Annotated in this window: 29 protein-coding genes and 1 pseudogene; 20 read left to right on the top strand and 10 right to left on the bottom strand. The window is 57.2% G+C overall.

What is annotated here, in order from left to right; genetic code table 11:
* Positions 1 to 157: 157 nt before the first annotated feature.
* A complete protein-coding gene (locus A0257_10695; GenBank protein AMR27519.1) occupies positions 158 to 721 on the top strand; it encodes a hypothetical protein in 564 nt (187 codons plus the stop codon).
* On the opposite strand, the gene A0257_10690 is transcribed toward A0257_10695, so the two are convergent.
* Positions 718 to 915, bottom strand: a complete 198-nt coding sequence (locus A0257_10690) for a hypothetical protein (GenBank protein ID AMR27518.1) — start codon at positions 913 to 915, stop codon at positions 718 to 720. The two genes, A0257_10695 and A0257_10690, sit on opposite strands and share 4 nt — an antisense overlap.
* Before the next feature lie 68 nt (positions 916 to 983).
* Positions 984 to 1,394, bottom strand: a complete 411-nt coding sequence (locus tag A0257_10685) for a hypothetical protein (protein ID AMR27517.1) — start codon at positions 1,392 to 1,394, stop codon at positions 984 to 986.
* A gap of 101 nt (positions 1,395 to 1,495) precedes the next feature.
* Between A0257_10685 and A0257_10680 the strand changes: the two genes are divergently transcribed.
* Positions 1,496 to 1,732, top strand: coding sequence for a hypothetical protein (locus A0257_10680; GenBank protein AMR27516.1), 237 nt, complete (start codon positions 1,496 to 1,498; stop codon positions 1,730 to 1,732).
* A gap of 9 nt (positions 1,733 to 1,741) precedes the next feature.
* On the opposite strand, the gene A0257_10675 is transcribed toward A0257_10680, so the two are convergent.
* The gene (locus A0257_10675) at positions 1,742 to 2,668 is read right to left on the bottom strand and encodes a hypothetical protein (protein AMR27515.1); all 927 of its coding nucleotides are present in this window, start codon (positions 2,666 to 2,668) and stop codon (positions 1,742 to 1,744) included.
* A gap of 121 nt (positions 2,669 to 2,789) precedes the next feature.
* On the opposite strand from A0257_10675, the gene A0257_10670 reads away from it, so the two are divergent.
* From A0257_10670 to A0257_10660, 3 genes are all read left to right on the top strand, one after another.
* Positions 2,790 to 3,050: a hypothetical protein gene (locus A0257_10670; GenBank protein AMR27514.1), complete on the top strand. Its 261-nt coding sequence runs from the start codon at positions 2,790 to 2,792 to the stop codon at positions 3,048 to 3,050.
* A gap of 149 nt (positions 3,051 to 3,199) precedes the next feature.
* On the top strand, positions 3,200 to 3,523 hold the full coding sequence (locus A0257_10665; GenBank protein AMR27513.1) for a hypothetical protein: 324 nt from the start codon (positions 3,200 to 3,202) through the stop codon (positions 3,521 to 3,523).
* 59 nt (positions 3,524 to 3,582) lie between these two features.
* Complete coding sequence (locus tag A0257_10660; GenBank protein AMR27512.1) at positions 3,583 to 4,149, top strand: hypothetical protein; 567 nt, start codon at positions 3,583 to 3,585, stop codon at positions 4,147 to 4,149.
* Positions 4,150 to 4,294: 145 nt separating this feature from the next.
* Here the strand turns inward: A0257_10660 and A0257_10655 are convergent, their stop codons facing one another.
* Positions 4,295 to 4,633: a hypothetical protein gene (locus tag A0257_10655; GenBank protein ID AMR27511.1), complete on the bottom strand. Its 339-nt coding sequence runs from the start codon at positions 4,631 to 4,633 to the stop codon at positions 4,295 to 4,297.
* A 393-nt stretch (positions 4,634 to 5,026) separates the two neighbouring features.
* A complete protein-coding gene (locus A0257_10650) occupies positions 5,027 to 6,916 on the bottom strand; it encodes a hypothetical protein (GenBank protein ID AMR27510.1) in 1,890 nt (629 codons plus the stop codon).
* Positions 6,917 to 7,225: 309 nt separating this feature from the next.
* Between A0257_10650 and A0257_10645 the strand changes: the two genes are divergently transcribed.
* From A0257_10645 to A0257_10630, 4 genes are all read left to right on the top strand, one after another.
* Complete coding sequence (locus tag A0257_10645) at positions 7,226 to 8,380, top strand: coproporphyrinogen III oxidase (protein AMR27509.1); 1,155 nt, start codon at positions 7,226 to 7,228, stop codon at positions 8,378 to 8,380.
* A 65-nt stretch (positions 8,381 to 8,445) separates the two neighbouring features.
* On the top strand, positions 8,446 to 8,862 hold the full coding sequence (locus A0257_10640; GenBank protein AMR27508.1) for a hypothetical protein: 417 nt from the start codon (positions 8,446 to 8,448) through the stop codon (positions 8,860 to 8,862).
* Entirely contained in the window at positions 8,859 to 9,518 is a 660-nt protein-coding gene (locus A0257_10635; protein ID AMR27507.1) for a hypothetical protein, read from the top strand. The genes A0257_10640 and A0257_10635 overlap by 4 nt, the downstream gene beginning before the upstream one ends.
* A gap of 69 nt (positions 9,519 to 9,587) precedes the next feature.
* Positions 9,588 to 10,259, top strand: coding sequence for a hypothetical protein (locus tag A0257_10630; protein AMR27506.1), 672 nt, complete (start codon positions 9,588 to 9,590; stop codon positions 10,257 to 10,259).
* 73 nt (positions 10,260 to 10,332) lie between these two features.
* Here the strand turns inward: A0257_10630 and A0257_10625 are convergent, their stop codons facing one another.
* Both A0257_10625 and A0257_10620 read right to left on the bottom strand, forming a co-directional pair.
* Positions 10,333 to 10,608 (bottom strand): 50S ribosomal protein L27, encoded by a 276-nt coding sequence (locus A0257_10625; GenBank protein ID AMR27505.1) that lies wholly within the window; start codon positions 10,606 to 10,608, stop codon positions 10,333 to 10,335.
* A gap of 102 nt (positions 10,609 to 10,710) precedes the next feature.
* Entirely contained in the window at positions 10,711 to 11,016 is a 306-nt protein-coding gene (locus A0257_10620) for a 50S ribosomal protein L21 (protein ID AMR27504.1), read from the bottom strand.
* 423 nt (positions 11,017 to 11,439) lie between these two features.
* Between A0257_10620 and A0257_10615 the strand changes: the two genes are divergently transcribed.
* From A0257_10615 to A0257_10595, 5 genes are all read left to right on the top strand, one after another.
* Positions 11,440 to 12,411 (top strand): ribonucleoside-diphosphate reductase, encoded by a 972-nt coding sequence (locus A0257_10615; protein ID AMR27503.1) that lies wholly within the window; start codon positions 11,440 to 11,442, stop codon positions 12,409 to 12,411.
* Between the two features lie 122 nt (positions 12,412 to 12,533).
* Positions 12,534 to 12,752 carry a hypothetical protein gene (locus A0257_10610; GenBank protein ID AMR27502.1) on the top strand — a complete coding sequence of 73 codons (219 nt, stop codon included), beginning with the start codon at positions 12,534 to 12,536 and terminating at the stop codon, positions 12,750 to 12,752.
* 229 nt (positions 12,753 to 12,981) lie between these two features.
* Positions 12,982 to 15,366 carry a ribonucleoside-diphosphate reductase gene (locus A0257_10605; GenBank protein ID AMR27501.1) on the top strand — a complete coding sequence of 795 codons (2,385 nt, stop codon included), beginning with the start codon at positions 12,982 to 12,984 and terminating at the stop codon, positions 15,364 to 15,366.
* 92 nt (positions 15,367 to 15,458) lie between these two features.
* Positions 15,459 to 15,776 carry a hypothetical protein gene (locus tag A0257_10600; protein AMR27500.1) on the top strand — a complete coding sequence of 106 codons (318 nt, stop codon included), beginning with the start codon at positions 15,459 to 15,461 and terminating at the stop codon, positions 15,774 to 15,776.
* Positions 15,777 to 17,121: 1,345 nt separating this feature from the next.
* The gene (locus A0257_10595; GenBank protein ID AMR27499.1) at positions 17,122 to 17,931 is read left to right on the top strand and encodes a hypothetical protein; all 810 of its coding nucleotides are present in this window, start codon (positions 17,122 to 17,124) and stop codon (positions 17,929 to 17,931) included.
* 374 nt (positions 17,932 to 18,305) lie between these two features.
* Here the strand turns inward: A0257_10595 and A0257_10590 are convergent, their stop codons facing one another.
* From A0257_10590 to A0257_10580, 3 genes and pseudogenes are all read right to left on the bottom strand, one after another.
* A complete protein-coding gene (locus tag A0257_10590; protein ID AMR27498.1) occupies positions 18,306 to 18,656 on the bottom strand; it encodes a hypothetical protein in 351 nt (116 codons plus the stop codon).
* A 55-nt stretch (positions 18,657 to 18,711) separates the two neighbouring features.
* Positions 18,712 to 18,906: pseudogene (locus A0257_10585) on the bottom strand (hypothetical protein).
* A 112-nt stretch (positions 18,907 to 19,018) separates the two neighbouring features.
* Positions 19,019 to 19,243: a hypothetical protein gene (locus tag A0257_10580; protein ID AMR27497.1), complete on the bottom strand. Its 225-nt coding sequence runs from the start codon at positions 19,241 to 19,243 to the stop codon at positions 19,019 to 19,021.
* Between the two features lie 146 nt (positions 19,244 to 19,389).
* Between A0257_10580 and A0257_10575 the strand changes: the two genes are divergently transcribed.
* From A0257_10575 to A0257_10550, 6 genes are all read left to right on the top strand, one after another.
* The gene (locus A0257_10575) at positions 19,390 to 19,725 is read left to right on the top strand and encodes a hypothetical protein (protein ID AMR27496.1); all 336 of its coding nucleotides are present in this window, start codon (positions 19,390 to 19,392) and stop codon (positions 19,723 to 19,725) included.
* Positions 19,725 to 19,943, top strand: a complete 219-nt coding sequence (locus tag A0257_10570) for a hypothetical protein (protein AMR27495.1) — start codon at positions 19,725 to 19,727, stop codon at positions 19,941 to 19,943. The genes A0257_10575 and A0257_10570 overlap by 1 nt, the downstream gene beginning before the upstream one ends.
* A 145-nt stretch (positions 19,944 to 20,088) precedes the next feature.
* Positions 20,089 to 20,382, top strand: coding sequence for a hypothetical protein (locus A0257_10565; GenBank protein ID AMR27494.1), 294 nt, complete (start codon positions 20,089 to 20,091; stop codon positions 20,380 to 20,382).
* 244 nt (positions 20,383 to 20,626) lie between these two features.
* Positions 20,627 to 20,872, top strand: a complete 246-nt coding sequence (locus tag A0257_10560; GenBank protein ID AMR27493.1) for a hypothetical protein — start codon at positions 20,627 to 20,629, stop codon at positions 20,870 to 20,872.
* Complete coding sequence (locus A0257_10555) at positions 20,869 to 21,069, top strand: hypothetical protein (GenBank protein AMR27492.1); 201 nt, start codon at positions 20,869 to 20,871, stop codon at positions 21,067 to 21,069. Before A0257_10560 ends, A0257_10555 begins: the two co-directional genes overlap by 4 nt.
* A 1,399-nt stretch (positions 21,070 to 22,468) precedes the next feature.
* Positions 22,469 to 23,368 (top strand): hypothetical protein, encoded by a 900-nt coding sequence (locus A0257_10550; GenBank protein AMR27491.1) that lies wholly within the window; start codon positions 22,469 to 22,471, stop codon positions 23,366 to 23,368.
* Positions 23,369 to 23,384 lie beyond the last annotated feature (16 nt).

Below are 23,384 nucleotides of genomic sequence, written 5' to 3'. Positions count from 1 at the left end.
GCCAGAAATTTGCCGGCGTAGCTAAGCAGAAGCCGGGTGGTCCGAATCGCAGTTAGCGATGAAAGCGGAAGGTTAAGCATTCGGCACGATTTTCAAGGAGTTATTCTACGTAAGGGTACTTTTTTTCTATTCTTAATTTATGCCGATGAAACTAGTTATGCACACCTTGCTGCTGGCGGGCATCGTACTGCTCGCGCAAGAAAGCCGGGCGCAGACCCCAGCCGCCGCCGTCCAACCGGGCCAAACTACTACTTCGCCTGCTGTGCCCGGCGCGGCTCGCCGGGTGCTCGCGCCGCGCCGCGTGGTGGCCCCGCGCCGCACGGGCGCGGCCCCCACGCGCGCCCGCACCAGTGGCGTGATGGCTAAGGATGGCCTCACGATGGATAAAGGCCGCGTGGTGCTGACCGAGCTGGGCTTGACCGCGCCCATCGAGCAAGACAAGCGTCTGCTCAATGGCACGCTCATTACCACTAAAGGCCAGGTAACCAACATAGAAGGCGTAACCTCCCAGCTGGCCGATGGCGACTACGTATCGCTCACCGGCCGCCTCACCAGCAAGCGCGAAATAATAGAAGCCGACAGCGTGCGCAAGCTGGTGGCCTACGACCTCAAGCACCCCGGCAAGCGTAAGGAAATGGAAAAGGCCCGCGAAAAAGTAGAAAAAGAGCGCGCCAAAGCCGAGAAAGAAGCTGCCAAAGCCAAGGCCAAAGCCGGCCGCTAGGTTCGGCAGTAGCTGGCGAGTACTTCCAGGCCGGCCGCGTCGTTTTCGGCCTCCACCACTTCGGTGATGACGAATTGGATTTCGTGCTCGGTCCAGTCCTCGTCTTCGGCGGCGCGCACGAAGCTATCGAGGGCGGCAAAGCGGTTGCCCGCTTCGGCGGGCGGGCTCCAGGTAATACGTTTGCGGATGTTCATACCGCGAAGATGGCACTCAGCGGCCTCTGCCTCGCGGCGGGGGCCGTTTTTTTTGGGAGGGGTAGGCGCTAGCGCTGGCCTTTGCCGGCCGGCGCGGCCCGCACCACTTTGAGCTGCACGGGCACCACGCCGGCCTCGATGAGGCCGAGCTTGCGGGCGGCGCGCTTCGACACGTCCACGATGCGGCCCTTCACGTGCGGCCCGCGGTCGTTGACGACTACTTTCACCGAGCGGCCGTTGCGCATATTGGTGACTTTGATTCGGGTGCCGAAGGGCAGCGTGTTGTGGGCCGCCGTGAGCTGGCCGGGGCGGTAGGGCACCCCGCTGGTAGTGGCCCGGCCCGCGAACTTGTCGGCGTAGTACGAGCCCTGACCCGATTGCGTGAACGCAGATTTGCTGCCGCCGCACGCCGAGAGCAATCCTAATAAGATGCTCACTAAGAAACTTTTGCTGTAAGCGCTGGAGAAGAATTTGTACATAATTCGGATATTCATTTAATATTCACGCGCCATCTCAGAATAAAAGCTCATCTTTCTGACGGAATCATTCCCTACCCCACTTTTTTAATTTCCAACTTCCCATGAAAAACACGTTGAAACTCGTCGCTGGTCTTGCTCTTTCGGGCTTTTTCCTCACCGCTCATGCCCAGACTACCCCCGCTCCCACGCAGGATGGCAAGATGGCCGACGGCAAAATGGCTGATGGCAAAATGATGGACGGCAAGATGAAAAAGGACAAGATGAAAGAAGGCAAGATGTCGGAGCACAAGATGAAGAAAGGCAAAATGGCCGACGAGAAGATGAAGACCAAAATGTAGGTCCACGCCTTAGCGTTCCACCAGTTGGGCCGCCCGGTTCAGCAGCTTGCGAAAGCTGCCGGGCCGGGCGGTTTTTTGGGGGGTAGGGCGCGCCGCGGGCGGCGGAGCAGGCGGAGGAGCCACGCGCAGGGCCAACAACGCCTCGTAGCTACCCTGAAAAACGTTGAAATCGACGGTGCCCCGGATGCCAGGCACGTAGGCTTCGTCGGAGTGCTGCCAAATTATCCAACGGCTGGCGGGCAGTGCGGGGCGCTCCACCTCGTAGTGGGCCAGCCAGAGGGGGTAGTCGTCGAAGTGCCCGGCCAGGTAGTGGCGGTAGAACGTGTAGTTGGAATACAGAATGGGCCGCACCTTGTAGTGAGCTTCCACGGCATCAAGCCACTGGTGGATTTCAAGGCGCATCTCGGCCACGTCGTGAAAGCGCGGGGTCTCCACGTCGAGCACCGGCGGCAGGTCGCCGGGCCGCAGCGGCACCGTGGCGATAAATAAGCGGGCCTGGTCGCCGCCGTCGCGGTTGGGTTGAAAATAGTGGTAAGCCCCGCTGAGAATACCCGCCGCCCGCGCCTCGCGCCAGTTGCGCCCAAAGCGCGCGTCGCGCAGCGTGGCACCCTCGCTGGCCTTGATAAACGCAAACCGCACCCGCTGCCGGGCCACCTCGGGCCAGTCGATGCGGCCCTGGTAGGTCGAAACGTCGATGCCATGCACCGAGTAGCCGGCCAGCAGCGGCGTGCTTTCGCGGCCCGTGAGGTAGCGCGTGGTGAACGTGGCCCAGGTGCGCCGCGCGTAGCGGTTGAGTTGGCGCTCATGGCGCAGGTAGTAGGCCCCGCCGCCCAGCAGCCCCAGCAGCAGCCCGGCCAGTACCCAGCGCCGCCAGGCCCGGCGCGGGGCCGGGGGCGGCGCGGTGGCCGGGGCAATAGGCAGGGGTAGGGCAGGCATGGGCACGGGGTAGAAGCCAAAAATAACGCATGGCAGACCGCTTTGCGTATGCCGACCGGGGCCGTAGCTTGCACTCTTAAAGCTGAGCCCTTCACTTCCGGTTCCTTTTTGACAGCTGCTTATGCCCGACGCCCACGACGCCAACGGCCACCTCATCCGCGAGCTGCACGGCGTGACGCTCGCCGCCATCCTCGACTACCTCGTGGCGCACTACGGCTTTGCCGGCCTCGATGCGCGCCTGAAGCTCAACTGCTTCGCCTCAGACCCCAGCATCAAATCCAGCCTCACGTTTTTGCGGCGCACAGCCTGGGCGCGGGCCAAGGTCGAAGACCTATATGTGCGCCTGCGCACCGCCGAGGCGCTGGGCCGGCCTTTGCCATGAGGTAAGTGAGTAATACGGTTGTCATTGCGAGCGAAGCGCGGCAATCGCCTCAGAACGATGGACGAACGACCGGCGCGGGTATCGTGCGGGTGCGATTGCCGCGCTTCGCTCGCAATGACAACCGTATTACTCACTTACCCACTTACTTGATGGCTGAGCTGCGCGAAAAATCGGGACCTCTGGCGCTGCTGGCCGGCTTGGGCTGCTACGTGGCTTTTGAAACGGCGGCTTTTTATTTGCTGCGTTTCCTCACCTCCGGCCTGGGCGAATCGAACCAGTACCAGCCCAATAACACCATTGTCAGCAACTGGGTGAAGACGGTGACCTTCCTGGTGCTGCACCTGGCGCTGGTGCTCGCCGCGGTGCTGGTGCTCAGCAACCGCCTGCCGCGCCGCTACCGGGGCCAGGTCATCGGCTGGCTGCTGGTGAGCCTGCTGGTCGGGTTCATTTTGCTGATTCCGCTGTTTTCTTAGGGGGTAGGGGACTGGTGTAGTTTCTGCTTAACTTGCTGCCGAATAAAACCTTGCGAGTTATGACTAACTGGATGCATTCATTTTTCCTGGCTGGTGCATTGCTGGGTGCTACGCTGGTAGCGCGGGCACAGGATGTAGCCGACAGCAACTTCGGGCTGCGGCTGAGCGGCAGTAGTAGCCAGCGCATAGTGAGTTTAGGCGACAGCAAAAGCCGGGTTATCCAGCTACTCGGGCCGCCCACCAAAACCAGCCGCTACTACGCCGAAACGGAAAACGCCTGGGCCACCGTCCTGCACTACGGTAGCAACAAGCTCGATTTTACGCATGATATACTGGACTTGGTCCAGCTAAATGACGCACGCCTTACTGTGGGCCGACCCGGTGCGGCGGGCTTCCACGTAGGCTCGGTGCTGCCCAAGATGCCGCCGGCCGCCAAGGTGCCGCTTGCCTTCGGCACCTTTCGCGTTGCCTATCAGCCTGGTAAGTCCCGTAACCTGAACTACAATGCCATCAGTTTCGGCCATATGAAAACCGCGAAGGGCCAGGTACTGGATGTGCTGTACGAGATTCAATACGACCAGCAAGGCCGGGTCGCCCACATCTTTCTCGACCAGTCCTACGACTAGCCTTACCCCCTCTTTAAAACAATAAAGCCACTGCTTATCGCAGTGGCTCTCAACCAGGTGAAACCAAGGGTGCCGGTCGGTCCCGGCGTTATGGAGGGGGTAGGCGGGCCGGTCGGTCCCGGCCGTATCGACGGGCCGGGCAGCCTTAGCTGCCCGGCTGAATGTCAATCTCGCGCGGCTCGGTAGTCGCCGGGTCTTTAAAGGGAATGGCCACGCGCAACTCGCCATTCTCGTGGGTGGCGTTAATGCTGGTCAGGTCCAGGTTTTTGGGCAGGTCGAGGGTTTGCACGAAGAGCGGGGCGGCCAATTGGGCCTCCGGCTCGTGGCGGAACTCACCGTACACGGTGAGGCTGCTATCTTTCAACACCACGTGGAAACTTTCGGCGGGTACGCTGGGCATAGCCACGTGCAACACAACGCCCTGCGGGCGCTCGTTCACGCGCAACTTGGGCTGGGCCACGCCACCACCGATTGTATTCAGCAAGTCGAGTTGCGGAGCAATAGAACGGATAAATTCGCGGCTGATAAGTTTCATGATTACAGGGCCTTATTAGGTGGCTTCGACCTGAGTATTACAAACTGCATACCACCTTTGAAAAGTGACTAATGTAGCTGATAGTCAGTCGTTATGACTGGGAATTTAGTTTAAACAATTTGCGGCAATGACACGCTGGCCGAAAGCCCGCCGAAGTGGCAGAAGTGGCAGTCAAGAGCGGGCTGCTTCGCGAAGCAAAGCGCCAAAAAGGACGTCATTCCGAGCTTGCCGAGGAATCTCGCCCGCATCGTGGAACGACACTCGAACGGCGCGGGCGAGATTCCTCGGCAAGCTCGGAATGACGTCCTTTTTTACATCTTAGACCGCAAAATCCCTACCCCCCTAAAACCGGCTCGTCAGGCCGAAGTGAATCTTGGAATTGGTGAGCGCGAAGCTGGTATTCAGGAACTCCGACCGGCCCACCGAGTACACGAATTGAAACAGCCCGGCCGCCGTGCGAAAGCTCAGGCCCGCGCCCAGGCCGGTGGGCTTATCGAGGGCGCGCACCGCCAAGTCGGTAGCTTGGTAGGCTTGCAGCAGCGCCTGGTCGGCGAAGATGAACACGTAGCCCTCGGGGCCGGTAAATTGCCGCAGCTCGATGGTGCCCACGCCGTAGGCATTGGTATAGAACTGGTTTTCGCTGAAGCCCCGCAGCGAGTTGAGCCCGCCCAGCCGAAACATGTCGTTGAGAAAAAGCGCCTGATTGAACAAGCCCTCGCCGCGCAGGCGCACCAGCAGCACGCTTTGCCGGCTCACCGCCCAGTAGCGCTCGGCCCGCCCGCCAAAGCTATATTGCGTAGTGCGCAGCGCCACGTTATTGTAAAAGCTCTCGTTGATGGACGCGTTGCGGCGAATATTCTTGGTCCCTACCCCCCCCTGCACGCTCATAAACAGGCCCCGGTGCGGAAAAAACAGGTCGTCGAGGTTGGCGCGCGAGTAGCCCAGGCCATAGGAGGCGTACTCCGAATCCACGTTGTCGGGCAGGCTGGTGAGGTTGGCATACGAGATGCTGTCGAATAAGAGGCGCGAGCTGCGCTGCTCGGCAAAAAACGTGAGCCGCCCGGCCCGCGCCGTGGGGTAAGTGACCTGCACCCGCGGCCGCAGCGTCAGGAAGCCACTGGTTTGCGTGCTGTTTTGCTTATACAGGTTGAACGTAGCGCCGACTTCGAGCGGCGTGCCGAAGATATTGGGGTGCAAGTAGCTGAGGTCCAGAAGTTGCGAGAGGGCATCGACCTTGCGCCACTGCAAGCCCAGCTGCTTGCCGCCCCCGCGAATATTGCGCAGCGCTACTGTCACATCGCCCGTGAACTGCACCCCGCTGCCGCCGGTGGTGTTGGGCAGCAGGCCCACAATGGCGTCGAATTGGTTGGCCGAGCGCTCATCGAGCAGCAAATAAATCCGCGCCCGGCCGCGGGCGAAGCGCACCTCGGGCTCGGCCCGCAGGCGCACGTAGGGCAGCTGGCGCAGCAGGGCGGCGGCGGCGGCCACGCGCTGCTGGTTGTAGGGCGTGCCGGGTATTATTTGTAGATATTTACTCAGGAAGCGCTTCTGGGTCTTGCTGTTACCCACTAGCTGCAGCGAGTCGAAATACACCACTGGCCCGCGCTTGAGCACCACCCGGCCCGCGATGTCGTGCCCGCTCAGCCGTAGCGAGTCGAGCCCGACCGTGGCGAAGGGGTAACCCTGGTTTTCGGCTTCCGTGAGCACGCGCTCCTGCAAGGTCACCCAGTCGGCGGGGTGCCAGGGCGTGCGCCGAAAGAACTTTTCGCGGTAGCCGGCGCGGGTCAGCAGGCCATCGCCGAGGTTGCCATTATGCAAATACGCCCATCTAAACTGCTCACCCACATATAGATGCACCCGCACCGTGTCGCGGCTCCAGTGTATGTCGTCGGCCGAGGCCGTGAGGTAGGCATCGGCCTGCAAGGCCAGCACCAGCTCGCGCACCGTGCGCAGCGCCGTGAGCGAGTCGGGCACGGTGGGGCGCGGGTGCAGGCGGCGCACCAGCGCCTGCCCGGCCGGCTCGGCCACGATGCGCAGCACGCGCGGGCGCACCGGGCGGCGCACGGCGGCGTTGGGAGTAGTAGGGGGGGGTAGGGGCGGCGAGGCCAGCCGGGGCGCGTTGGGCACGGCCACGCCGGGGCCGGCATCGGGCGTTTGGGCGCGCAGGGGGCCGGCGCGCAGGCCCAGCGCCAGCCAGCAGCTCCAAAGAAATAGGGTAGCGAGTCGGGCCATCGTCGGGAACGCAAACGCGCCGGGCGGTTTTTAATTTCAGATACCCGATTTTTGTGGGGGTAGGAGCGCTAAGAAAAATTGAAGCTGTTTGGAAATTCGTTAGAACGTCATTCCGAGCTTGCCTAGGAATCTCGCTCGTATCGTTTGGGTATCGTTACAATGAAGCACGCAAGATTCCTCGGCAAGCTCGGAATGACGTTCTAACGAATTTGCCTACTTCCGAAATAACTTCATTTTCATCGCAAACACAGCGAAACAATGTCAGTCCCAACCTAAGCTTCTACAAAAATCGCGCTGTTCCCCAATCTCATGCCCGGCCTCTACCTCCACATTCCGTTCTGCAAGCAGGCCTGCCACTACTGCGACTTCCACTTCAGCACTTCGCTGGGGCTGAAAGGGCAATTTGTGGATGCATTGCTGCGGGAAATGGTTCTGCGGAAAAATTATCTTCCTACCCCCCCCGCGCCGCTCGAAACCATCTACTTCGGCGGCGGCACGCCCTCGCTGCTCACGGGCGAGGAGCTAAGCCGGATTTTCGAGGCCATCCACACGTATTTTGACGTGTCGCCGCAGGCCGAGATTACGCTCGAAGCCAACCCCGACGACCTCACGGCCGCCAAGCTGGCCGAGCTGGCCGCCTCGCCCGTCAACCGCCTCAGCATCGGGCTGCAAAGCTTTCACGAGCCGCACCTGCGCCTCATGAACCGCGCCCATTCGGCCACCGAGTCGTGGCAGGCCGTGCGGCAGGCGCAGGCGGCGGGCTTCGAGAATATTTCGGTGGATTTGATTTACGGCGTGCCGGCCGCGAGCCACGACATCTGGGAAGCCGACCTGGCCCGCCTGCTGGAACTGAACGTGCCGCACGTGTCGGCCTACGCGCTTACTATTGAGCCCGATACGGCCTTTGGGCGGCGACTGAAAAAGGGCACTTTCGTGGCACCGCCTGAGGAGTTCGTGGCCCGGCAGTTTGAGCTGCTGCTGGCGCGGCTGCGCGCTCAGGGCTACGAGCAGTACGAAATCAGCAACTTTTGCCGGCCCGGCCGCGAGAGCCGCCACAATGCCAACTACTGGCGCGGCGTGCCCTACCTGGGCCTGGGCCCCAGCGCCCACTCGTTCGACGGCCGCAGCCGCCAGTATGCCGTGGCCAACAACCCGCAGTACGTGGCCGCCGTGCTGGAGCGCGGCGAAGTGCCCGCCACCGTGGAGCTTCTTACCCCCCTCGATCAGGCCAACGAATACCTGCTCACGACTCTGCGCACCAGCCGCGGCTGCGACCTGGCGCACCTGCGCGACGAGCTGGGCCTCAATATCTTGGCCGAGCGCGCCGATTATTTGCAAAGCCTCACCGCCCAGGGCATGGCCACGCTCACCGGCGACGTGCTGCGGCTCACTGACTCCGGCAAGCTGCTGGCCGACCACATTACGCTGGAATTATTTGCCGCCGCGCCGGCCGCCGCGGTGTAGCTTGCGGTGGCGGTCGGGCGGGCCGCCGGTTTCCTTTTTGTGCCACCCTACCCCCCCTCGCCGCCGTGAAGCTTCTCAGTGACACCCTGGTCAGCAACGACGATTTTTTTGTGGAGCAGGTCCACCTCACGGCCATTGTCTTCGACACTACCGACGACGTGACCGTGTGGGCCACCACTTTCCGCGACGACGACGACCTCTTTTTTCACCTCGGCCTGCCCTTTCAGGCCCTCGATACGCTGCTGCGCGTGGCCGGCGACCGTGCCGAGGCTCTGGCCGAAGAAGTAGCCGACGCCCTGGCCACCACCGAGCAGTGGCCCTGCCTGCTCGAATACGCCACCGCCGACGACCCGCCCGTGCCGCTGCCCGGCGTGGCCCTCAAGCTCGCCGTCACCTTCCCCGCCGACGCCGACGAAACCGATGACCCCCAGCCGCATAATATCTTCTATTTAGAAGGTATTTATGCCCGGCTGGCACCGTGAGGTGGTACCTCATCCCCGGTCTCGGGGCCGATGAGCGGGTTTTTAGCCGCCTGCGCCTGCCCGGCCCCAGCCAAGTGCTGAGCTGGCTCAAGCCGGAGTCGCCCACCGAGCCCCTCGTGCACTACGCGGCCCGCTTGGCCGAGGCGGTGCCCGTTGATGAGCCATGCTGGCTGGTAGGCGTGTCTTTTGGTGGGCTGCTGGCGCAGGAAATCGGGCGGTTGCGGCCCTTGGCGCGGGTAGTGCTCATTTCCAGCCTGGGCAGCCCGCGCGACTTGCCGCCGCTGCTGCGCTTGGCCGGCGCTACCGGGCTGCATCGGCGGCTGCCCTTCGGCCTCTTGAAAGGACTGCCGCGACTGGCGCAGTGGTTTTTCGGGGCGCGCGGGGGCACCGAGTACCGCCTGCTACGCCAGATACTGCGCGACACGGACCCCATTTTTGCTCGTTGGGCCACGGCGCAGCTGCTGGCCTGGCGCGGGCCGGGGCTGCCGGGTGCCGTGCGGCTGCACGGCACCCGCGACCGCCTCTTACCCCCCGGCGCGGCCCGCATCGACTACCCAGTGCCCGGCGCGGGGCACTTTCTCATCGTCAGCCACGCGGCGCGGGTGAGCCAGGTATTGCGCGAGCTGGCTGCTTCTGAGATATCAGCCATTGGGTAGGGGGTAGGGAGCTTGATGATTTATTGTCAGTATATTAGGGGTAATTTTTACCCGCTACATTATACGGCAATGGCCCAACTCTACCTGCTGAAGGGGATGCTGCTAGCTAGCTCCTTGCTGCTGGCCACGGCCAGCGCCGCGCAAACGGTGCCCACCGCGGCCGACTCGGTGTCCCGGCCGCCCCAGGTACTTTATAAGCTAGGGCTGCGCCTCACGCACCTGCGCTACTCGCACGACAGCAAGGCGTGGCAGTTTTTGCTACCCCTCTCGCTCGGGGTCGAGTACCGGGTAGCGCCCCGCCTCAGCCTCTACACCCAGTTTGAGGCCGATATGCTGACCAGCTACACCAACGCCCGGCGGCGCGGCGCGCAAAACGGTTCTCTGTCGGCTGCCTCGCTGGCCCTGGGCGTGCGCTATTACTACGGCCGCGTGGGCCACGCCACGCCGGTATTTGGCCGCTACCTGGCCCTCGAAGGCAGCACCGACTGGGAGCAACTGACTAACGCCAGCTTTGTGTCGGTGAGCGGCAGCGGGCGCCGCCGCACAATGCCCGCCGTGCTCACGCCGGGCATCTACGCGCTGTGGGGCGTGCAGCACCGGCTGCGGAGCCACTTGCTGTATGATATCAACACAGGCGCGGGCCTGCTGGCCCCGGCCTACTACAACTACGAGCGCCCCGCCACCACCAGCCACTGGAACGTGGGTGGGCAGGCTACTATCCGCTTATACTTCGCCCTGTAGCGCAGGTACTATTACCACACGCAAAAAGGGCCGCCCCGCTAGGAGCAGCCCTCTTAGGATAGCTACGCAGCAATTAAGCAGCAGCAGCTTCGGTCGTTGCCGGTACTACCGACACGAACGAACGCTCGTCGCGGCCCTTGCGGAACAGCACCTTGCCATCAACCAGCGCAAACAGCGTGTGGTCTTTGCCGATGCCGACGTTGGTGCCGGGGTGGTGCTTGGTGCCGCGCTGACGCACGATGATGTTGCCAGCGATGAGCGACTGACCACCGAAGATTTTCACGCCGAGGCGCTTCGAATGCGATTCACGGCCGTTGTTTGACGAGCCGACGCCTTTTTTGTGTGCCATTTTAAAGTTAAGAGTTAAGAGTTAAAAGTTAAGAGTCTTAAAGTTGGAGCAAGCCTGGCCGAAACCAACTCTTAACTCTTAACTTCTAACTCTTAACTATCCTTAGCCGATGCTGTTAATCATTACTTTGGTGAACTGCTGACGGTGGCCGTTCAGCTTCTTGTAGCCCTTGCGGCGCTTCTTCTTGAAGACCAGAACTTTATCGCCCTGAACGTGGGCCATAATAGTGCCCTTAATCAGCACATCCAGCTCGGGAGCACCGATGCTGAGCGTGCCGTTATCGTCGGTTAGCAAGGCTTTGCCCAACTCTACCGAGTCACCGACATTGCCGGCCAGACGCTGGGCGTAAACAAATTTATTAGCCTCAACCTTAGTCTGTTGGCCGGCGATATTGACAATGGCGTACATCTTATTTCCGCTGGTGGTTTCTCAAAAGGGAACGCAAAAGTACGGTAGCTTTCTGGTAAAACCAAACCTAAGTCACTAATCGTCATTTGTTCGCCCAAAGTGCCCGTGATTAAAGCAGGTTTTTGGTGCTCGTAGCTAAGTGGCTGAGCGCAAGACTGTGGGTAGTAACCGCCCGGTTTTGTGGACAACCGACGTTATCCACAGCCAAGATGTGGATAAGTTGCTCTAAATCGGACGTTTTACCAGCCCTGCTTCATGTACTACTCAGGGCAAGCTGGACGTTTTCTGAAAATTCGGTAGTGCTAAACGAGATTGGCAGCGCGAGGTTGCGGGCTATCTTTGGAAACCAGCCGGTCTTGTGCCGAACAACCGCCTACCGGTGGTGGTTAGCCCAGCCATTAGCAACTTCGTCAACCCAGAAATTTGTCGCGCCCTATGGAGCCCCTACTCGCCGAAAACCCCAACCGCTTCGTCCTTTTTCCCATCCAAAACCCCCAGGTGTGGGAGTTCTACAAAAAGGCGGAAGCCTCGTTCTGGACGGCCGAGGAAATCGACCTTTCGCAGGACCAAAAAGACTGGAACAACCTGAACGACAACGAGCGGCACTTCATTAAGCACGTGCTGGCCTTTTTTGCGGCCTCTGATGGCATCGTAAACGAAAACCTGGCCATCAACTTCATGCAGGAGGTGCAGATGCCCGAGGCGCGCTGCTTCTACGGCTTCCAGATTATGATGGAAAACATTCACAGCGAGACGTATTCGCTGCTGATTGACACGTATATCAAGGACCCTAAGGAGAAGGATTATCTTTTCAACGCGCTCGAAACGGTGCCCGCCGTGCAGCGCAAGGGCCAGTGGGCGCTGACCTGGATTAACTCGGAGAATTTTGCCGAGCGCCTCATCGCCTTCGCGGCCGTGGAAGGCATTTTCTTCTCGGGCTCGTTCTGCTCCATTTTCTGGCTCAAAAAGCGCGGCCTGATGCCGGGCCTCACGTTCTCTAACGAGCTGATTTCGCGCGATGAGGGGCTGCACTGCGACTTCGCCTGCCTGCTCTATAGCTACCTCGAAAACAAGCTGCCCGAGGCGCGCGTGCAGGCAATCATCCGCGACGCGGTGACGATTGAGCAGGAGTTTGTGACGGAGGCCCTACCCGTCAGCCTCATTGGCATGAACGCCCGCACCATGAGCCAGTACATCGAGTTCGTGGCCGACCGCCTGCTGGTGTCGCTGGGCTGCGGCAAGGTGTACAACTCGACTAACCCCTTCGATTTCATGGAGATGATTTCGGTGCAGGGCAAAACTAACTTTTTTGAGAAGCGTGTTGCCGAGTATCAGAAGGCCGGCGTGATGACCGAGCGGGCGGATAACATGTTCTCGCTGGATGAAGATTTTTAGCGTGCTGAAAGCTGGCTGAAAACAAAAGCCCTGACTGCTAGCTGGCAGTCAGGGCTTTTTGGTGGGTTACGTCGGCAGGGTCAGACGTATTCAGGTCAAACTTCCCTACCCCCCTTTCTGCCATGACTACTGCCTCTGAAAGCTGGCCCCTACCCGGCCAGGTTGACCCCAACCTCACGCCCTGCGCTTTCTGCCGCCGTCGGCTGCGGGTGAATGGAAAGCCGGTATTCCAGACCTGCTCGTGCAAAGCATTCGGGCCGCCCGTGACGGTGGGCGCGCTGGCCCTGGGGGCAGCGCTGGTGCTGGTCGGTGCCTGGTGGGCCAGCCGCAAAAGCGCCTGATAGGGCTAGCTGGATATACAAACTAAAAGTTGAACAACCCCCTCTGCCGCTCGGCTGGTTTTTTGAAAACCGGTCGGGCGGCCTCATTTTCAGGGTATGTGGAAAAATTCTAAATTTTTCCCTTTGTCGCCCAAAACTTAGGAACTAATTTCCGACTTTGAAAGCCCGTTGCCAAGCTCATTGGCAGCCGCCGTTAGTATTCGTTGCTCACCTTAGCACTCCAGACAACATGCTCGTAATCAAACGCGATGGCCGCCGCGAGTCGGTCAAATTCGACAAAGTAACCGCCCGCATCGAAAAGCTGTGCTACGGGCTGAATCAGAATTTCGTCTCGCCCATCGAGGTGGCCAAGAAGGTCATTGATGGCATCTACGATGGCGTGACAACCATCGAGCTGGACAACCTGGCGGCCGAAACCGCCGCCTCGCTCACCACCCGCCACCCGGACTACGCCATCCTGGCGGCCCGCATCGCGGTGAGCAACCTGCACAAGGTCACCTCGAAGTCGTTTTCGAGCACCATGAAGCGCCTCTACACCTACGAGGACCCCAAAAACGGCGACAATGCCTCGTTGCTGGCTAAGGACGTGTGGGAAGTCATCCACAAGCACGCCCACACCCTGGACTCGGCCATCATCTACGACCGGGATTATAATTACGATTTCTTCGGCTTTAAAACGCTGGAGCGCAGCTACTTGCTGCGGCTGGAAGGCAAGGTGGTGGAGCGCCCCCAGCACATGCTGATGCGCGTGGCGGTAGGCATCCACAAGGAGGATATTGAGTCGGCCATCAAGACCTATAATCTGATGTCGGAGCGCTGGTTTACCCACGCTACCCCCACGCTTTTCAACGCTGGCACGCCCAAGCCGCAGATGTCGTCGTGCTTCCTGCTGACGGTGAAGGACGACTCCATCGAGGGCATTTACGAGACGCTGAAGGACTGCGCACTGATTTCGCAATCGGCGGGCGGCATCGGGCTGGCGGTGCATAACGTGCGCGCCACGGGCTCCTACATCAAAGGCACCAATGGCAACTCCAACGGCCTGGTGCCGATGCTGAAGGTGTTCAACGATACGGCCCGCTACGTGGACCAGGGCGGCGGCAAGCGCAAGGGCGCGTTCGCCATTTACCTGGAGCCCTGGCACGCCGATATATTCGAGTTTCTGGACCTGAAGAAGAACCACGGCAAGGAGGAAATGCGCGCCCGCGACTTGTTTTACGCCCTCTGGACGCCCGATTTGTTTATGAAGCGCGTGGAGGACAACGGCGACTGGACGCTGATGTGCCCCCACGAATGCCCCGGCCTCGACACCACCTGGGGACCCGAATTTGAGAAGCTCTACACCAAGTACGAGCGGGAGGGTAGGGGCCGCAAAACCATCAAGGCGCAGGAGCTGTGGTTCCACATCCTGGAAAGCCAGACCGAAACCGGCACGCCCTACATGCTCTTCAAGGACGCCGCCAACGGCAAGAGCAACCAGCAAAACCTGGGCACGATTAAGTCTTCTAATTTATGCACAGAAATTTTAGAATACACGGATAAAGACGAGATTGCGGTGTGCAACCTCGCCTCGCTGGCCCTACCCCGCTATTTGGCAGAGGACGAGCGCGGCAACGTGCGCTTCGACCACGACAAGCTCTACGAAGTCACCTACCAGGCCACGCTCAACCTGAATAAGGTGATTGACGTGAACTACTACCCGGTGCCCGAAACCGAGCGCTCCAACTTCCGCCACCGGCCCATCGGGCTGGGCGTGCAGGGCTTGGCCGACACGTTTATCGCCCTGCGGATGCCCTTCGAGAGCGACGAGGCCAAGGGCCTGAATATCGACATTTTCGAGACGATTTACTTCGCCGCCATGACGGCCTCGATGGACCTGGCCAAGCAGGACGGCGCGTACGAAACCTTCCCCGGCTCGCCGCTCAGCGAGGGCAAGTTTCAGTTCGACCTCTGGGGCGTTACGCCGCAGTCGGGCCGCTGGGACTGGGAGGCCCTGCGCGCCAACGTGGTGCAGCACGGCGTGCGCAACTCGCTGCTGGTGGCCCCCATGCCCACCGCCAGCACCGCCCAGATTCTGGGCAACAACGAGTCGTTTGAGCCCTACACCAGCAACATTTACGTGCGCCGCGTGCTCAGCGGCGAGTTTATGGTGGTGAACAAGCACCTGCTGAAAGACCTGGTGAAGCTGGGCCTCTGGAACGAGCAGATGAAGCAGGACATCATCGCGGCCAACGGCTCGGTGCAGGGCATCGCGCGGGTGCCGCAGCACATTAAGGACCTCTACAAGACGGTGTGGGAAATCTCGCAGCGCACCATCATCGACATGGCCGCCGACCGCGGGGCCTACATCTGCCAGAGCCAGAGCCTGAACCTGCACGTGCAGAACGTGAACTTCGGCAAGCTCACCAGTATGCACTTCCACAGCTGGAAGCGCGGCCTCAAAACCGGCATGTACTACCTGCGCACCAAAGCCGCCGCCGACGCCATCAAGTTCACGGTCGAAAAGCAAGCCGCCGAAACCCTGGAGCCCCTCTACGCCGAGGTAGCCAAGAACCAAAGCGACATGAGCTGCTCGCTGGACAACCCGGACGCGTGCGAGGCCTGCGGGTCGTAGGGGGTAACAATTTTATTTGATAATCCTTAAGTTGGTATCACCGAAAAGCCACTCCCCTGCGGAGTGGCTTTTTGCTAACCTCTCATTTGCTTATGTTTCAAAACGAGGACATCGACTTTGGCAAACTTAACCTGAACTGGCTGCACAGTGTGTGCATTGAACTGGATGAGATAGCCGACCTGATAGAAGTGTCGGAACGCGCCCATACCTACCTGCACGAACACGGCCGCACGGAGATTGTGGGCTACACGAACCGGCGTAAGTTCATATCCGTTACCTTTATGTTTAGCGGGCCGAAGCTCGTTATTGAGGACGTAAGCCTGCCCCGTTATGAAACAATCCAAGACGTTATCCTCCGCCGGCTCGCCGCAGAATCCGGCGAATCTTTCGATGAATGGGAAGACTCCTGAACAGTGGGAAGCCACCCGTATCAGTGGGCCGCTTACGAAACAAGAGTTATTTGCTTACCTGAAAAAAATGGGTAAGCTGCCCCCCGATGCCAAGTATAAGCAGGCTTCGTAATCTGGTCGAAGAGCAAGCTGCCGAAACCCTGGAGCCGCTCTACGCCGAGGTAGCCAAGAACCAAAGCGACATGAGCTGCTCGCTGGATAACCCAGAGGATTGCGAGGCGTGCGGATCGTAGAAGGAAATAGAAAGCCCTTTACCCTTAGTAGTAAGGGGCTTTTTTATTATCAATAATTCTTGCGAACTGATATTATGGAAAATACAAATACACTACAGGAATGGGCATTAAAGCTCCGCTCTCTTGATAACGCTAATTCCCTGGACGCTGAAGTAATAACTATTTTAGAGCAGTTTGGAGCTGCACATATTTTTACGGCACAAATAGCACAGGGTGCTACAATAATTCGTGCGCGTACAGAGTTAGATTTTGTTGGTCCAAACCAGATTTTATATGAAAGTCAGTTATCCTATAGGAGAGACTTGCAAAATATAAAAAGAGGTAGATGTAACCTTGACGGAGAAGCTGCTTTTTATGGTGTGTTGCTGACTACACGAGATAAATTTAAAATTGAGGATAGAATAACATGTCTTTCTGAAGTTTCAAAAATAAGAGTGTTAGAGCCTGATACAGAAGGCACAGAATACACTACTACGGGGATTTGGACAGTAACAGAGCCTTTCGATGTTATTGCTTTTTCTCATGATGAGAAATTAGGTAACAATCATGAATTGGTAGTTGAAATGAGGAGAGAGTTTGCCGAAGCTTCACAAGAAGGTAATATGACTGATAAGGAGAAAGGAGTGTTTTTTCAAAACTTCTTCTCTAACGTATTTGGCGACCCCGGTTCACCATATAAAGTTTCAGCTTGCGTAGCATCTCTTATGTTTAGTCGTGGGTGCAAAGGCATTTTGTATCCTAGCGTACAGACAGAAGGATTGGGGCTCAACCTAGCATTGACATCAGAAACGGTTGATAATCATTTGCAAATAAGAAATGCACTTGTGGAAAAAATATACAAGTCTGGTAAACAAGTAGTAGCAGACCCCTTCCTAGAATGCTACGAAGTCAAGGAAACGGATGCTGGCAATATGCTAGTTTGGCAGGAAGGTCACTCTGCTGGAAAACCGGCAATAAGCCATTTGTTAAAACCTAGCAGTTGAGTAAATATAGCTTCCATACCGAAGCCGCCCCTATTAGCGGTAAGCAGTTCTTAGACTAGTGGTGTAGACGCGGCAATTATTGCCTGTTAGAGTCATGTCCAGCACGAATTATTTAGTTTAATAATTATCATGCTTACATTTATTCAGAACCTAATGCCACGACTGCGCCAATTCAGTCAGTCGCTTGACCAAACAGAATTGTTTGTAGATAAGCCGTGGGTATTAATCGACGAGGATAAGCAGCAGCAAACATATATCTTCCGGCGCAGTGGTGAATTATTAATGTCGCTCGATGGGCAGGTACAGATAGGCGCTTGGGACTACATTGCTCCTGCACAAAGCTTGCTGATTGATAGAGGCGCAGATAAACTACTTCTTAATCATTTCTTTTTTACCAATGCCCTATTAGTTCTAGCGCGAGATGGAAAGCCTGAAAGTAAGTTCATATTGGCTAACCGGCAGTTAATTCCTGACCTGAATGTTGAAAAGTATTTGGAAGATTTAGATGCTAGGAAAACTATTCAAGCGAATGGCAACTTAAAACTGAATGCCACTCAACAACTTTGTCAAACTGTTATGGAACTTGAGGATGGGAGTTCTATCATATTTTTCACCGTAGAAGATAATAGTATTTCTGTTGGGGATGCGGTTTATACTGATGGAAACGCTGCTTCTGATGGCCGATATGTCTTTAAGAAGGATGGGGGAACTAATGTCGAAAATGGGGTAATTAAAAGCATTTTCTGGCCTCAGCGATACAAGCTTTCGACAGGGGAGCAGATTATTGCGGACTGCCAAGGAGTAGGTATGAATCCTAAAGTTTCAGATAAAGTGTTCTGGCTGTCAGGTTTACCTATAGGAGATGGAAAGTATACTATAATAAACGTTGGCAAGGTGCGGATACGGAGCGGTTGCATTGATGGATTTACACTGTTTTAGGTATCAGTATTTCAGGCTTCCCCAGCCGCTGCCGCCCCCGGTAGCGGCGGCGGTGTCTTCGGGGCTAACGGGGGGGTAGGGGTGGTAGCTTAGCCGCATGGCAACTCCCCTTTCGGCGGCCCACCCGCGCATTACCCGCGATTGCGACATCTGCCACGGCCAGCTAGTGGTGCGGGGCTTGCGCTACCCCGCTCCCATGTTTACTTGGCCTTCTCTTTCAGGTCTTTCTGCTGAGCTACTTTGCCGTAGATAAAGACGGATACCAAGCCCACAACTGTGGTGCCGCCAATAACGCCAGCCACCGCATCGTGGCCTTCAATGGCTAGCCAACTGGAAGCACCGATGCACCCTAGCGAAACCAGGAAGGCAAAGATTTAACCAATACCACTTTGGTTTAACTGGCGTTTGATGGTAGACTTCTCCAACTCTATGCGGTGGTCAGACTGCTTTTCGGCCATGCGCAAGATGCGGTCAGGCGCGCTTTCCAGCACTATGCCGTATTGAGCCAAAGCCTCGGCCGAAGGAATGGGGCCAATATGCGACGTAGTGCGGGTTATTTGAATAAGTACCCGCGTAGCCTGCTGCCTCTTGTCAGGCGGTAGTGACAAAACAAAATCCCGTACCTCGGGGGGTAGCGCATCTACCGGAGGAACGGGATTAGTAACGGATTCATTGGCCGCGGGACGGGCTATGTCTTTGGGCTTTTTGTCGGTCTTATCGGCCATCGAAGTCAAAGGCTAGCTGTTTGGATTGTTCACCCTGAAGCTGAGCATCGTAAGCCTGTAATGCCTGCTCTAAGTCTACCCCCACCATGCTCCAATCAGATGCAATAGCCTTTGCGTCAGCTTCTAACCCAGAGGCGGAAGAGCCAAACGAAAAGTAATTGCCGCCAAGGTTGAACACACTCCCTGCCCCAATCAGTAGGCCTGTTTGGGCAAAGAGAAAATCTGTCCGGCTTCTGAGACGCTTAAACATAAAATGTACAGCAAGGGATTGCGTTTAAAACGCGCTGCAAAGGCATTTGGTTTGCGGGGCCTCGCGGAGGCTGGTAAAGGTAACTAGATGTAGATGGCAGCTACTTATTTGGTCATGCAGCCAGGCGGGGGTAGTCAATCTGGCGGGCGGCGTACTGCAACGCGGCCTGCAAGTCAGCGGCTTCGAGGTCGGGCATTTCAGCCAGAATCTGCTCCGCCGAAAGGCCGGCCGCAAAAAGTTGCAGCACATCGGCCACGCGGATACGCATTCCCCGGATGCAGGGCCGGCCGCCGCACTGGCGCGGGTTAGTAGTAATGCGAGATGTAAACGCTTCCATTCTGCTAAAGTAATCACGGTGCCCCAGCCGCAGCCATCCCCGGTAGCGGCGGCGGTGTCTGCGGGGCTAGCGGGGGGGTAGGGATGATATATTAGCCGCATGGAAGCACCAGTTTCGGCGGCCCACCCGCCCAGTAGCTTTACTGCATGACGCTTCCCGATAAGCCGCTGTTTGTGGCACCCAACAAGGTGCAGGATTATCTGCTCAATCCCGACCACCCGGTAGGCGGGGCTAAGGCGCGGTTCTTCCTGGGCATTGGCTATTCGCGGCAGCACTACGAGCAGTTGGTAGCTGACTTGGTGCAGCACGGCCACTGCGGCACCGTGACGGAGGAAAAAGCGTCGCCCTACGGCGTTAAGTTTGTGGTAGATGGGCCGCTGCTAGCCCCCAACGGCCGGGCGTATCCCCTCCGAACCGTGTGGCTGGAACAATCGCCCGGCATCCTCGTTTTGCTAATCACCGCCCACTTACTTGACCGCTGATGAAACCCTTCGCTGAGCTAGATACCGTGCAGCTGCAAAAAGCTCATGCTGAGTGCGGCCTAGCTGCTGGCGCATTAGGTACCGTCGTGTTGGTACACGCGCAGGGCGAAGCCTACGAAGTAGAGTTTATTGGGCTTGATGGGCACACGCAAGCTGTTTTGACGCTGCCCGCGGCCGAAGTAGCCGCCATCGCGCAGCCTTGGCGGCAGGCGGCCTAGCTGGAACCTGATTCTATATTCTCCCAGCCGCTGCCGCCCCTGGTAGCGGCGGCTGGGTCTGCGGGGCTAGCGGGGGGTAGGGTTGGTAGCTTAGCCGCCTGGCAAATCCCCTTTCGGCGGCTCACCCGCGCAGTAGCTTTACCGCATGTTTGAAAACTACGAAATTGATTTTGGCAAGCTCAATCTAAACTGGATGCACAGCGTGCGGATTGAGTTGGCTGAGATTCAGGAGTTACTGCATCAGGTAGGGCAGGCTTCGACGTATATTCGACCAGCCCAGCAGTTTGAGCGCGTGGGTTATACCAACAGCTACCGGAAATTTATCGCGGTGCTTTTCACGTTGAACGACCACACCCTCGTCATTGACGACGTAAACCTTGCTGATTATGGAGCCATTAGAATCGCTGTCATCAAACAGTTCCTCGAAGAAACTAACTGATTTCTCGATGAATGGCCGCACCCAGGCGGAATGGGAAAAAGGCCGCCTCAGCGGTCCGCTGAGCGATAAAGAGCTATTTGCTTATCTAAAGAAGATTGGCAAATTGCCCGCAAATGCGGAGTATAAACAGGCTTCGTAGTTCGGCCGCCAGATTTTTAGAGAAGCCAGCTAGCCGCTGCCGTCCCCGGTAGCGGCGGCGGTGTCTGCGGGGCTAGCGGGGGGGTAGGGCTTGTATCTTAGCCGCATGGAAGCACCGGTTTCGGCGGCCCACCCGCGTATCACCATCGACCCCCACATTTGCCACGGCCAGTCCACGGTGCGTGGCCTGCGCTACCCGGTGCAAAACGTGCTCGAATACCTGGCCTCGGGTATGAGCGAGGCCGAAATCCTAGCCGATTATGAAGACCTGGAAGCGGAAGACTTGCGCGCCTGCCAGGCGTATGCAGCTGACATTGTGCAGGTACGGTCCATCTACCGGCTGGCTTCGTGAGCCAGCCCACGCCGCTGCACGTAATCGTTGATGCCCAGCTACCTAAGCAGTTAGCGCGATTTCTGGCCTTTCACGCGGGCTACGATAGCCTACATACCCTGGACCTACCGGCCGCTAACCGCACCCAGGATGGTAGCATCACCCGGTTGTCGATGGAGGAAAAGCGCGTACTAATTACTAGACTTGTTGTGATTTGAAAGTCAAGGACATAGATAAAAATTCCACAACCCTGCACAAACTCCTAACACGTTGTCGTAGCATTTCCAATCGTGCATTCGTAGACGGTCACTCAAAATCCGATAACGTTTCCAGCCACCGATAGCATGTTCCACTATAATACGTTTACTCGCCTGTTCTTTATTTAGGGCTCGCTGCTCCAGGGTCAATTCTTTTCCCTTAGGTTTTTTAATTGGTAGAAAATAGGTAGGACACTTATAATCCTTACCAAACCCCAGAAATCCTAAATCCAGGCGAACAGTAAATTTTCTAAACCACTGTTTATCAACAGGAAAGAGTTGTTTAAGTAACCCATAATCATGCTGTTTTCCCGGTTGAAAATGACTTAAAAACCCAATCCACCTAGTGGTAGTAGCAATGACTATTTCTTTTAAGGTATTCGCTTTTTTTTACCACTATACGAGTCTTTCTGAGTAGTATAATCTTGCGGTCGTTGTATCCGTTGTTCCGTTCCGTCTAGTAACAACGTTTCGTGCTGGCTAAAATAAGCTTCAAATTCGTCTACGCTAGCAAACGCTCGTTTAGGCAAATGACCAGACAGTGTTAAAGCTTCTTGAAGCACCATAATTCCTCGGTCTTGATAACGTTTAGCATTCGCGGTATCCATCCCACTTACAAAACCAAGTAAATCGTAAGTTAAACTGGCTTTAAAGCTAAATAGGGTAAATAGCAGCAGTTCTTCTTCCGTTTTAATAATGGACTCATGAATGGCAAAAGCATCACGGTCAGCTATTTGTAAATCAAATGAGCGCGAATAAGCTTGCTTAAAATGAGTCAGTAATTTCTCAAATCGAGCTTGTGTCAAGCCAGTTGCTGCTCGCCATTTACGTTCGGTAGTAAGGGTCGAAGTGGAAAGTTGCATAACCTAAGCGGAAATATATTTCTCACAAATTTACGTCACCTTGTACCTCGCAACAAGTCTACTAAAGACGCGGATTTCGTCAATAGCTTTTTGCTGCATGGCCGGCCCTACAAGCTACTACTGATTTCTACTGGTAACATCAGCACAGCCGACTTATTAGAGTTATTCCGGCAGTTTCTGCCGCAGTTGACGAGGCTGCTTACGCATCATTCATACGTGGAGCTTTCGCGGACACTGCTGGTTACGCACCGATAAGGATGCTTTCGCCAGCCGCTGCCGCCCCCGGTAGCCGCGGCTGGGTTTGCGGGGCTAGCGGGGGGGTAAGGTTGGTAGCTGAGCCGCCGGGCAACTCTCCTTTCGGCGGCCCTCCGCGCAGTAAATAACCGCGAAACTTGTTTAGGAGCAAGTTCGTTTTACCTTTGCAACAACAACACCCGCCACGCCTCTGAGTCTTCGGACCTACGCGCACCAGGGCGGGTTTTTTGTTGCCCTGCCCCATGCGCTATACCAAGCCTGCTTTACCATTGCCGCAGCAGATAGCGCTGTTACAAAGCCGGGGATTAATAGTGGAGAATGTGGGGCAGGCGGAGCGGGATTTAGCCCGTTTGAGCTATTACCGCCTGGCGGCTTATTTCCTGGCTTTTCAAACTCCTAACGACCCTACCCATCGTTTTCGGGCGGGTACTACGTTTGCCCAAACCGTGCGGCTGTACGAGTTTGATGAGGTGTTACGCTTCTTGGTGTTTCGGGCCACGGGCGTCATTGAAGTGGCCTTGCGCGCCCAATTAGCCTATCACAATTTGTTGCTGCTGGGGCCACACTGGTATGAAAATCAAGCCGCCTGCATTAATGCCGGGCGTTTTCAGAATAATCTGGTAGAGCTGGACAAGGAGCTAAACAGAGCGCACGAGACTTTCCTGGACCATTACCGGGCCACGTACACCACGCCGGCAAGACCGCCCAACTGGATGGTGCTGGAGGTAGCGTCGTTTGGCCTGACTTCCAAGCTGTTCAACAATCTGCGCTCATCAGCTGCTACGAAGGAAATGGGCCGCTTTTTTGGCGTTGATGAGATTGTGTTGCGCAGTTGGATGCGAATGCTCAGCTACGTGCGCAACGTATGTGCCCATCACAGCCGCTTGTGGAACCGCACGCTCACCGTTAGGCCCACGCTACCGCGTCGCACGGTCAATCAGTGGCTACGAGCCAATGCACCGGCCGATGACCGGGTGTATATCGTGCTAGTAATAGCGGCCTATCTGCAATCGGCCATGAGCGAGGAGGCAGGCCGCAGATTTAAGGAGTCAGTGAAAGACCTGCTAAAGCAGAATCCGACTGTTCCAACTCAGGTAATGGGTTTTCCAGTTGGGTGGCAGCAAGAAGCTTTCTGGCAGTAAGCAATTGTATCTCCAG

Origin of the sequence: Hymenobacter psoromatis, from assembly GCA_001596155.1 — a bacterium.
Classification (GTDB): domain Bacteria; phylum Bacteroidota; class Bacteroidia; order Cytophagales; family Hymenobacteraceae; genus Hymenobacter.
This window is presented reverse-complemented; position numbering and strand designations above follow the sequence as displayed.

Bases quoted from the DNA above. Each gene is read 5' to 3' on its own strand.
- A0257_10565 (AMR27494.1), top strand. From the start codon at position 20,089: ATGTTTGAAAACTACGAAATTGATTTTGGCAAGCTCAATCTAAACTGG.
- A0257_10645 (AMR27509.1), top strand. From the start codon at position 7,226: ATGCCCGGCCTCTACCTCCACATTCCGTTCTGCAAGCAGGCCTGCCAC.
- A0257_10660 (AMR27512.1), top strand. From the start codon at position 3,583: ATGACTAACTGGATGCATTCATTTTTCCTGGCTGGTGCATTGCTGGGT.
- A0257_10675 (AMR27515.1), bottom strand. From the start codon at position 2,668: ATGCCTGCCCTACCCCTGCCTATTGCCCCGGCCACCGCGCCGCCCCCG.
- A0257_10625 (AMR27505.1), bottom strand. From the start codon at position 10,608: ATGGCACACAAAAAAGGCGTCGGCTCGTCAAACAACGGCCGTGAATCG.
- A0257_10680 (AMR27516.1), top strand. From the start codon at position 1,496: ATGAAAAACACGTTGAAACTCGTCGCTGGTCTTGCTCTTTCGGGCTTT.
- A0257_10670 (AMR27514.1), top strand. From the start codon at position 2,790: ATGCCCGACGCCCACGACGCCAACGGCCACCTCATCCGCGAGCTGCAC.
- A0257_10685 (AMR27517.1), bottom strand. From the start codon at position 1,394: ATGTACAAATTCTTCTCCAGCGCTTACAGCAAAAGTTTCTTAGTGAGC.
- A0257_10595 (AMR27499.1), top strand. From the start codon at position 17,122: ATGCTTACATTTATTCAGAACCTAATGCCACGACTGCGCCAATTCAGT.
- A0257_10610 (AMR27502.1), top strand. From the start codon at position 12,534: ATGACTACTGCCTCTGAAAGCTGGCCCCTACCCGGCCAGGTTGACCCC.
- A0257_10600 (AMR27500.1), top strand. From the start codon at position 15,459: ATGTTTCAAAACGAGGACATCGACTTTGGCAAACTTAACCTGAACTGG.
- A0257_10630 (AMR27506.1), top strand. From the start codon at position 9,588: ATGGCCCAACTCTACCTGCTGAAGGGGATGCTGCTAGCTAGCTCCTTG.
- A0257_10665 (AMR27513.1), top strand. From the start codon at position 3,200: ATGGCTGAGCTGCGCGAAAAATCGGGACCTCTGGCGCTGCTGGCCGGC.
- A0257_10580 (AMR27497.1), bottom strand. From the start codon at position 19,243: ATGGAAGCGTTTACATCTCGCATTACTACTAACCCGCGCCAGTGCGGC.
- A0257_10695 (AMR27519.1), top strand. From the start codon at position 158: ATGCACACCTTGCTGCTGGCGGGCATCGTACTGCTCGCGCAAGAAAGC.
- A0257_10650 (AMR27510.1), bottom strand. From the start codon at position 6,916: ATGGCCCGACTCGCTACCCTATTTCTTTGGAGCTGCTGGCTGGCGCTG.
- A0257_10590 (AMR27498.1), bottom strand. From the start codon at position 18,656: ATGGCCGATAAGACCGACAAAAAGCCCAAAGACATAGCCCGTCCCGCG.
- A0257_10570 (AMR27495.1), top strand. From the start codon at position 19,725: ATGAAACCCTTCGCTGAGCTAGATACCGTGCAGCTGCAAAAAGCTCAT.
- A0257_10620 (AMR27504.1), bottom strand. From the start codon at position 11,016: ATGTACGCCATTGTCAATATCGCCGGCCAACAGACTAAGGTTGAGGCT.
- A0257_10575 (AMR27496.1), top strand. From the start codon at position 19,390: ATGACGCTTCCCGATAAGCCGCTGTTTGTGGCACCCAACAAGGTGCAG.
- A0257_10690 (AMR27518.1), bottom strand. From the start codon at position 915: ATGAACATCCGCAAACGTATTACCTGGAGCCCGCCCGCCGAAGCGGGC.
- A0257_10560 (AMR27493.1), top strand. From the start codon at position 20,627: ATGGAAGCACCGGTTTCGGCGGCCCACCCGCGTATCACCATCGACCCC.
- A0257_10605 (AMR27501.1), top strand. From the start codon at position 12,982: ATGCTCGTAATCAAACGCGATGGCCGCCGCGAGTCGGTCAAATTCGAC.
- A0257_10550 (AMR27491.1), top strand. From the start codon at position 22,469: ATGCGCTATACCAAGCCTGCTTTACCATTGCCGCAGCAGATAGCGCTG.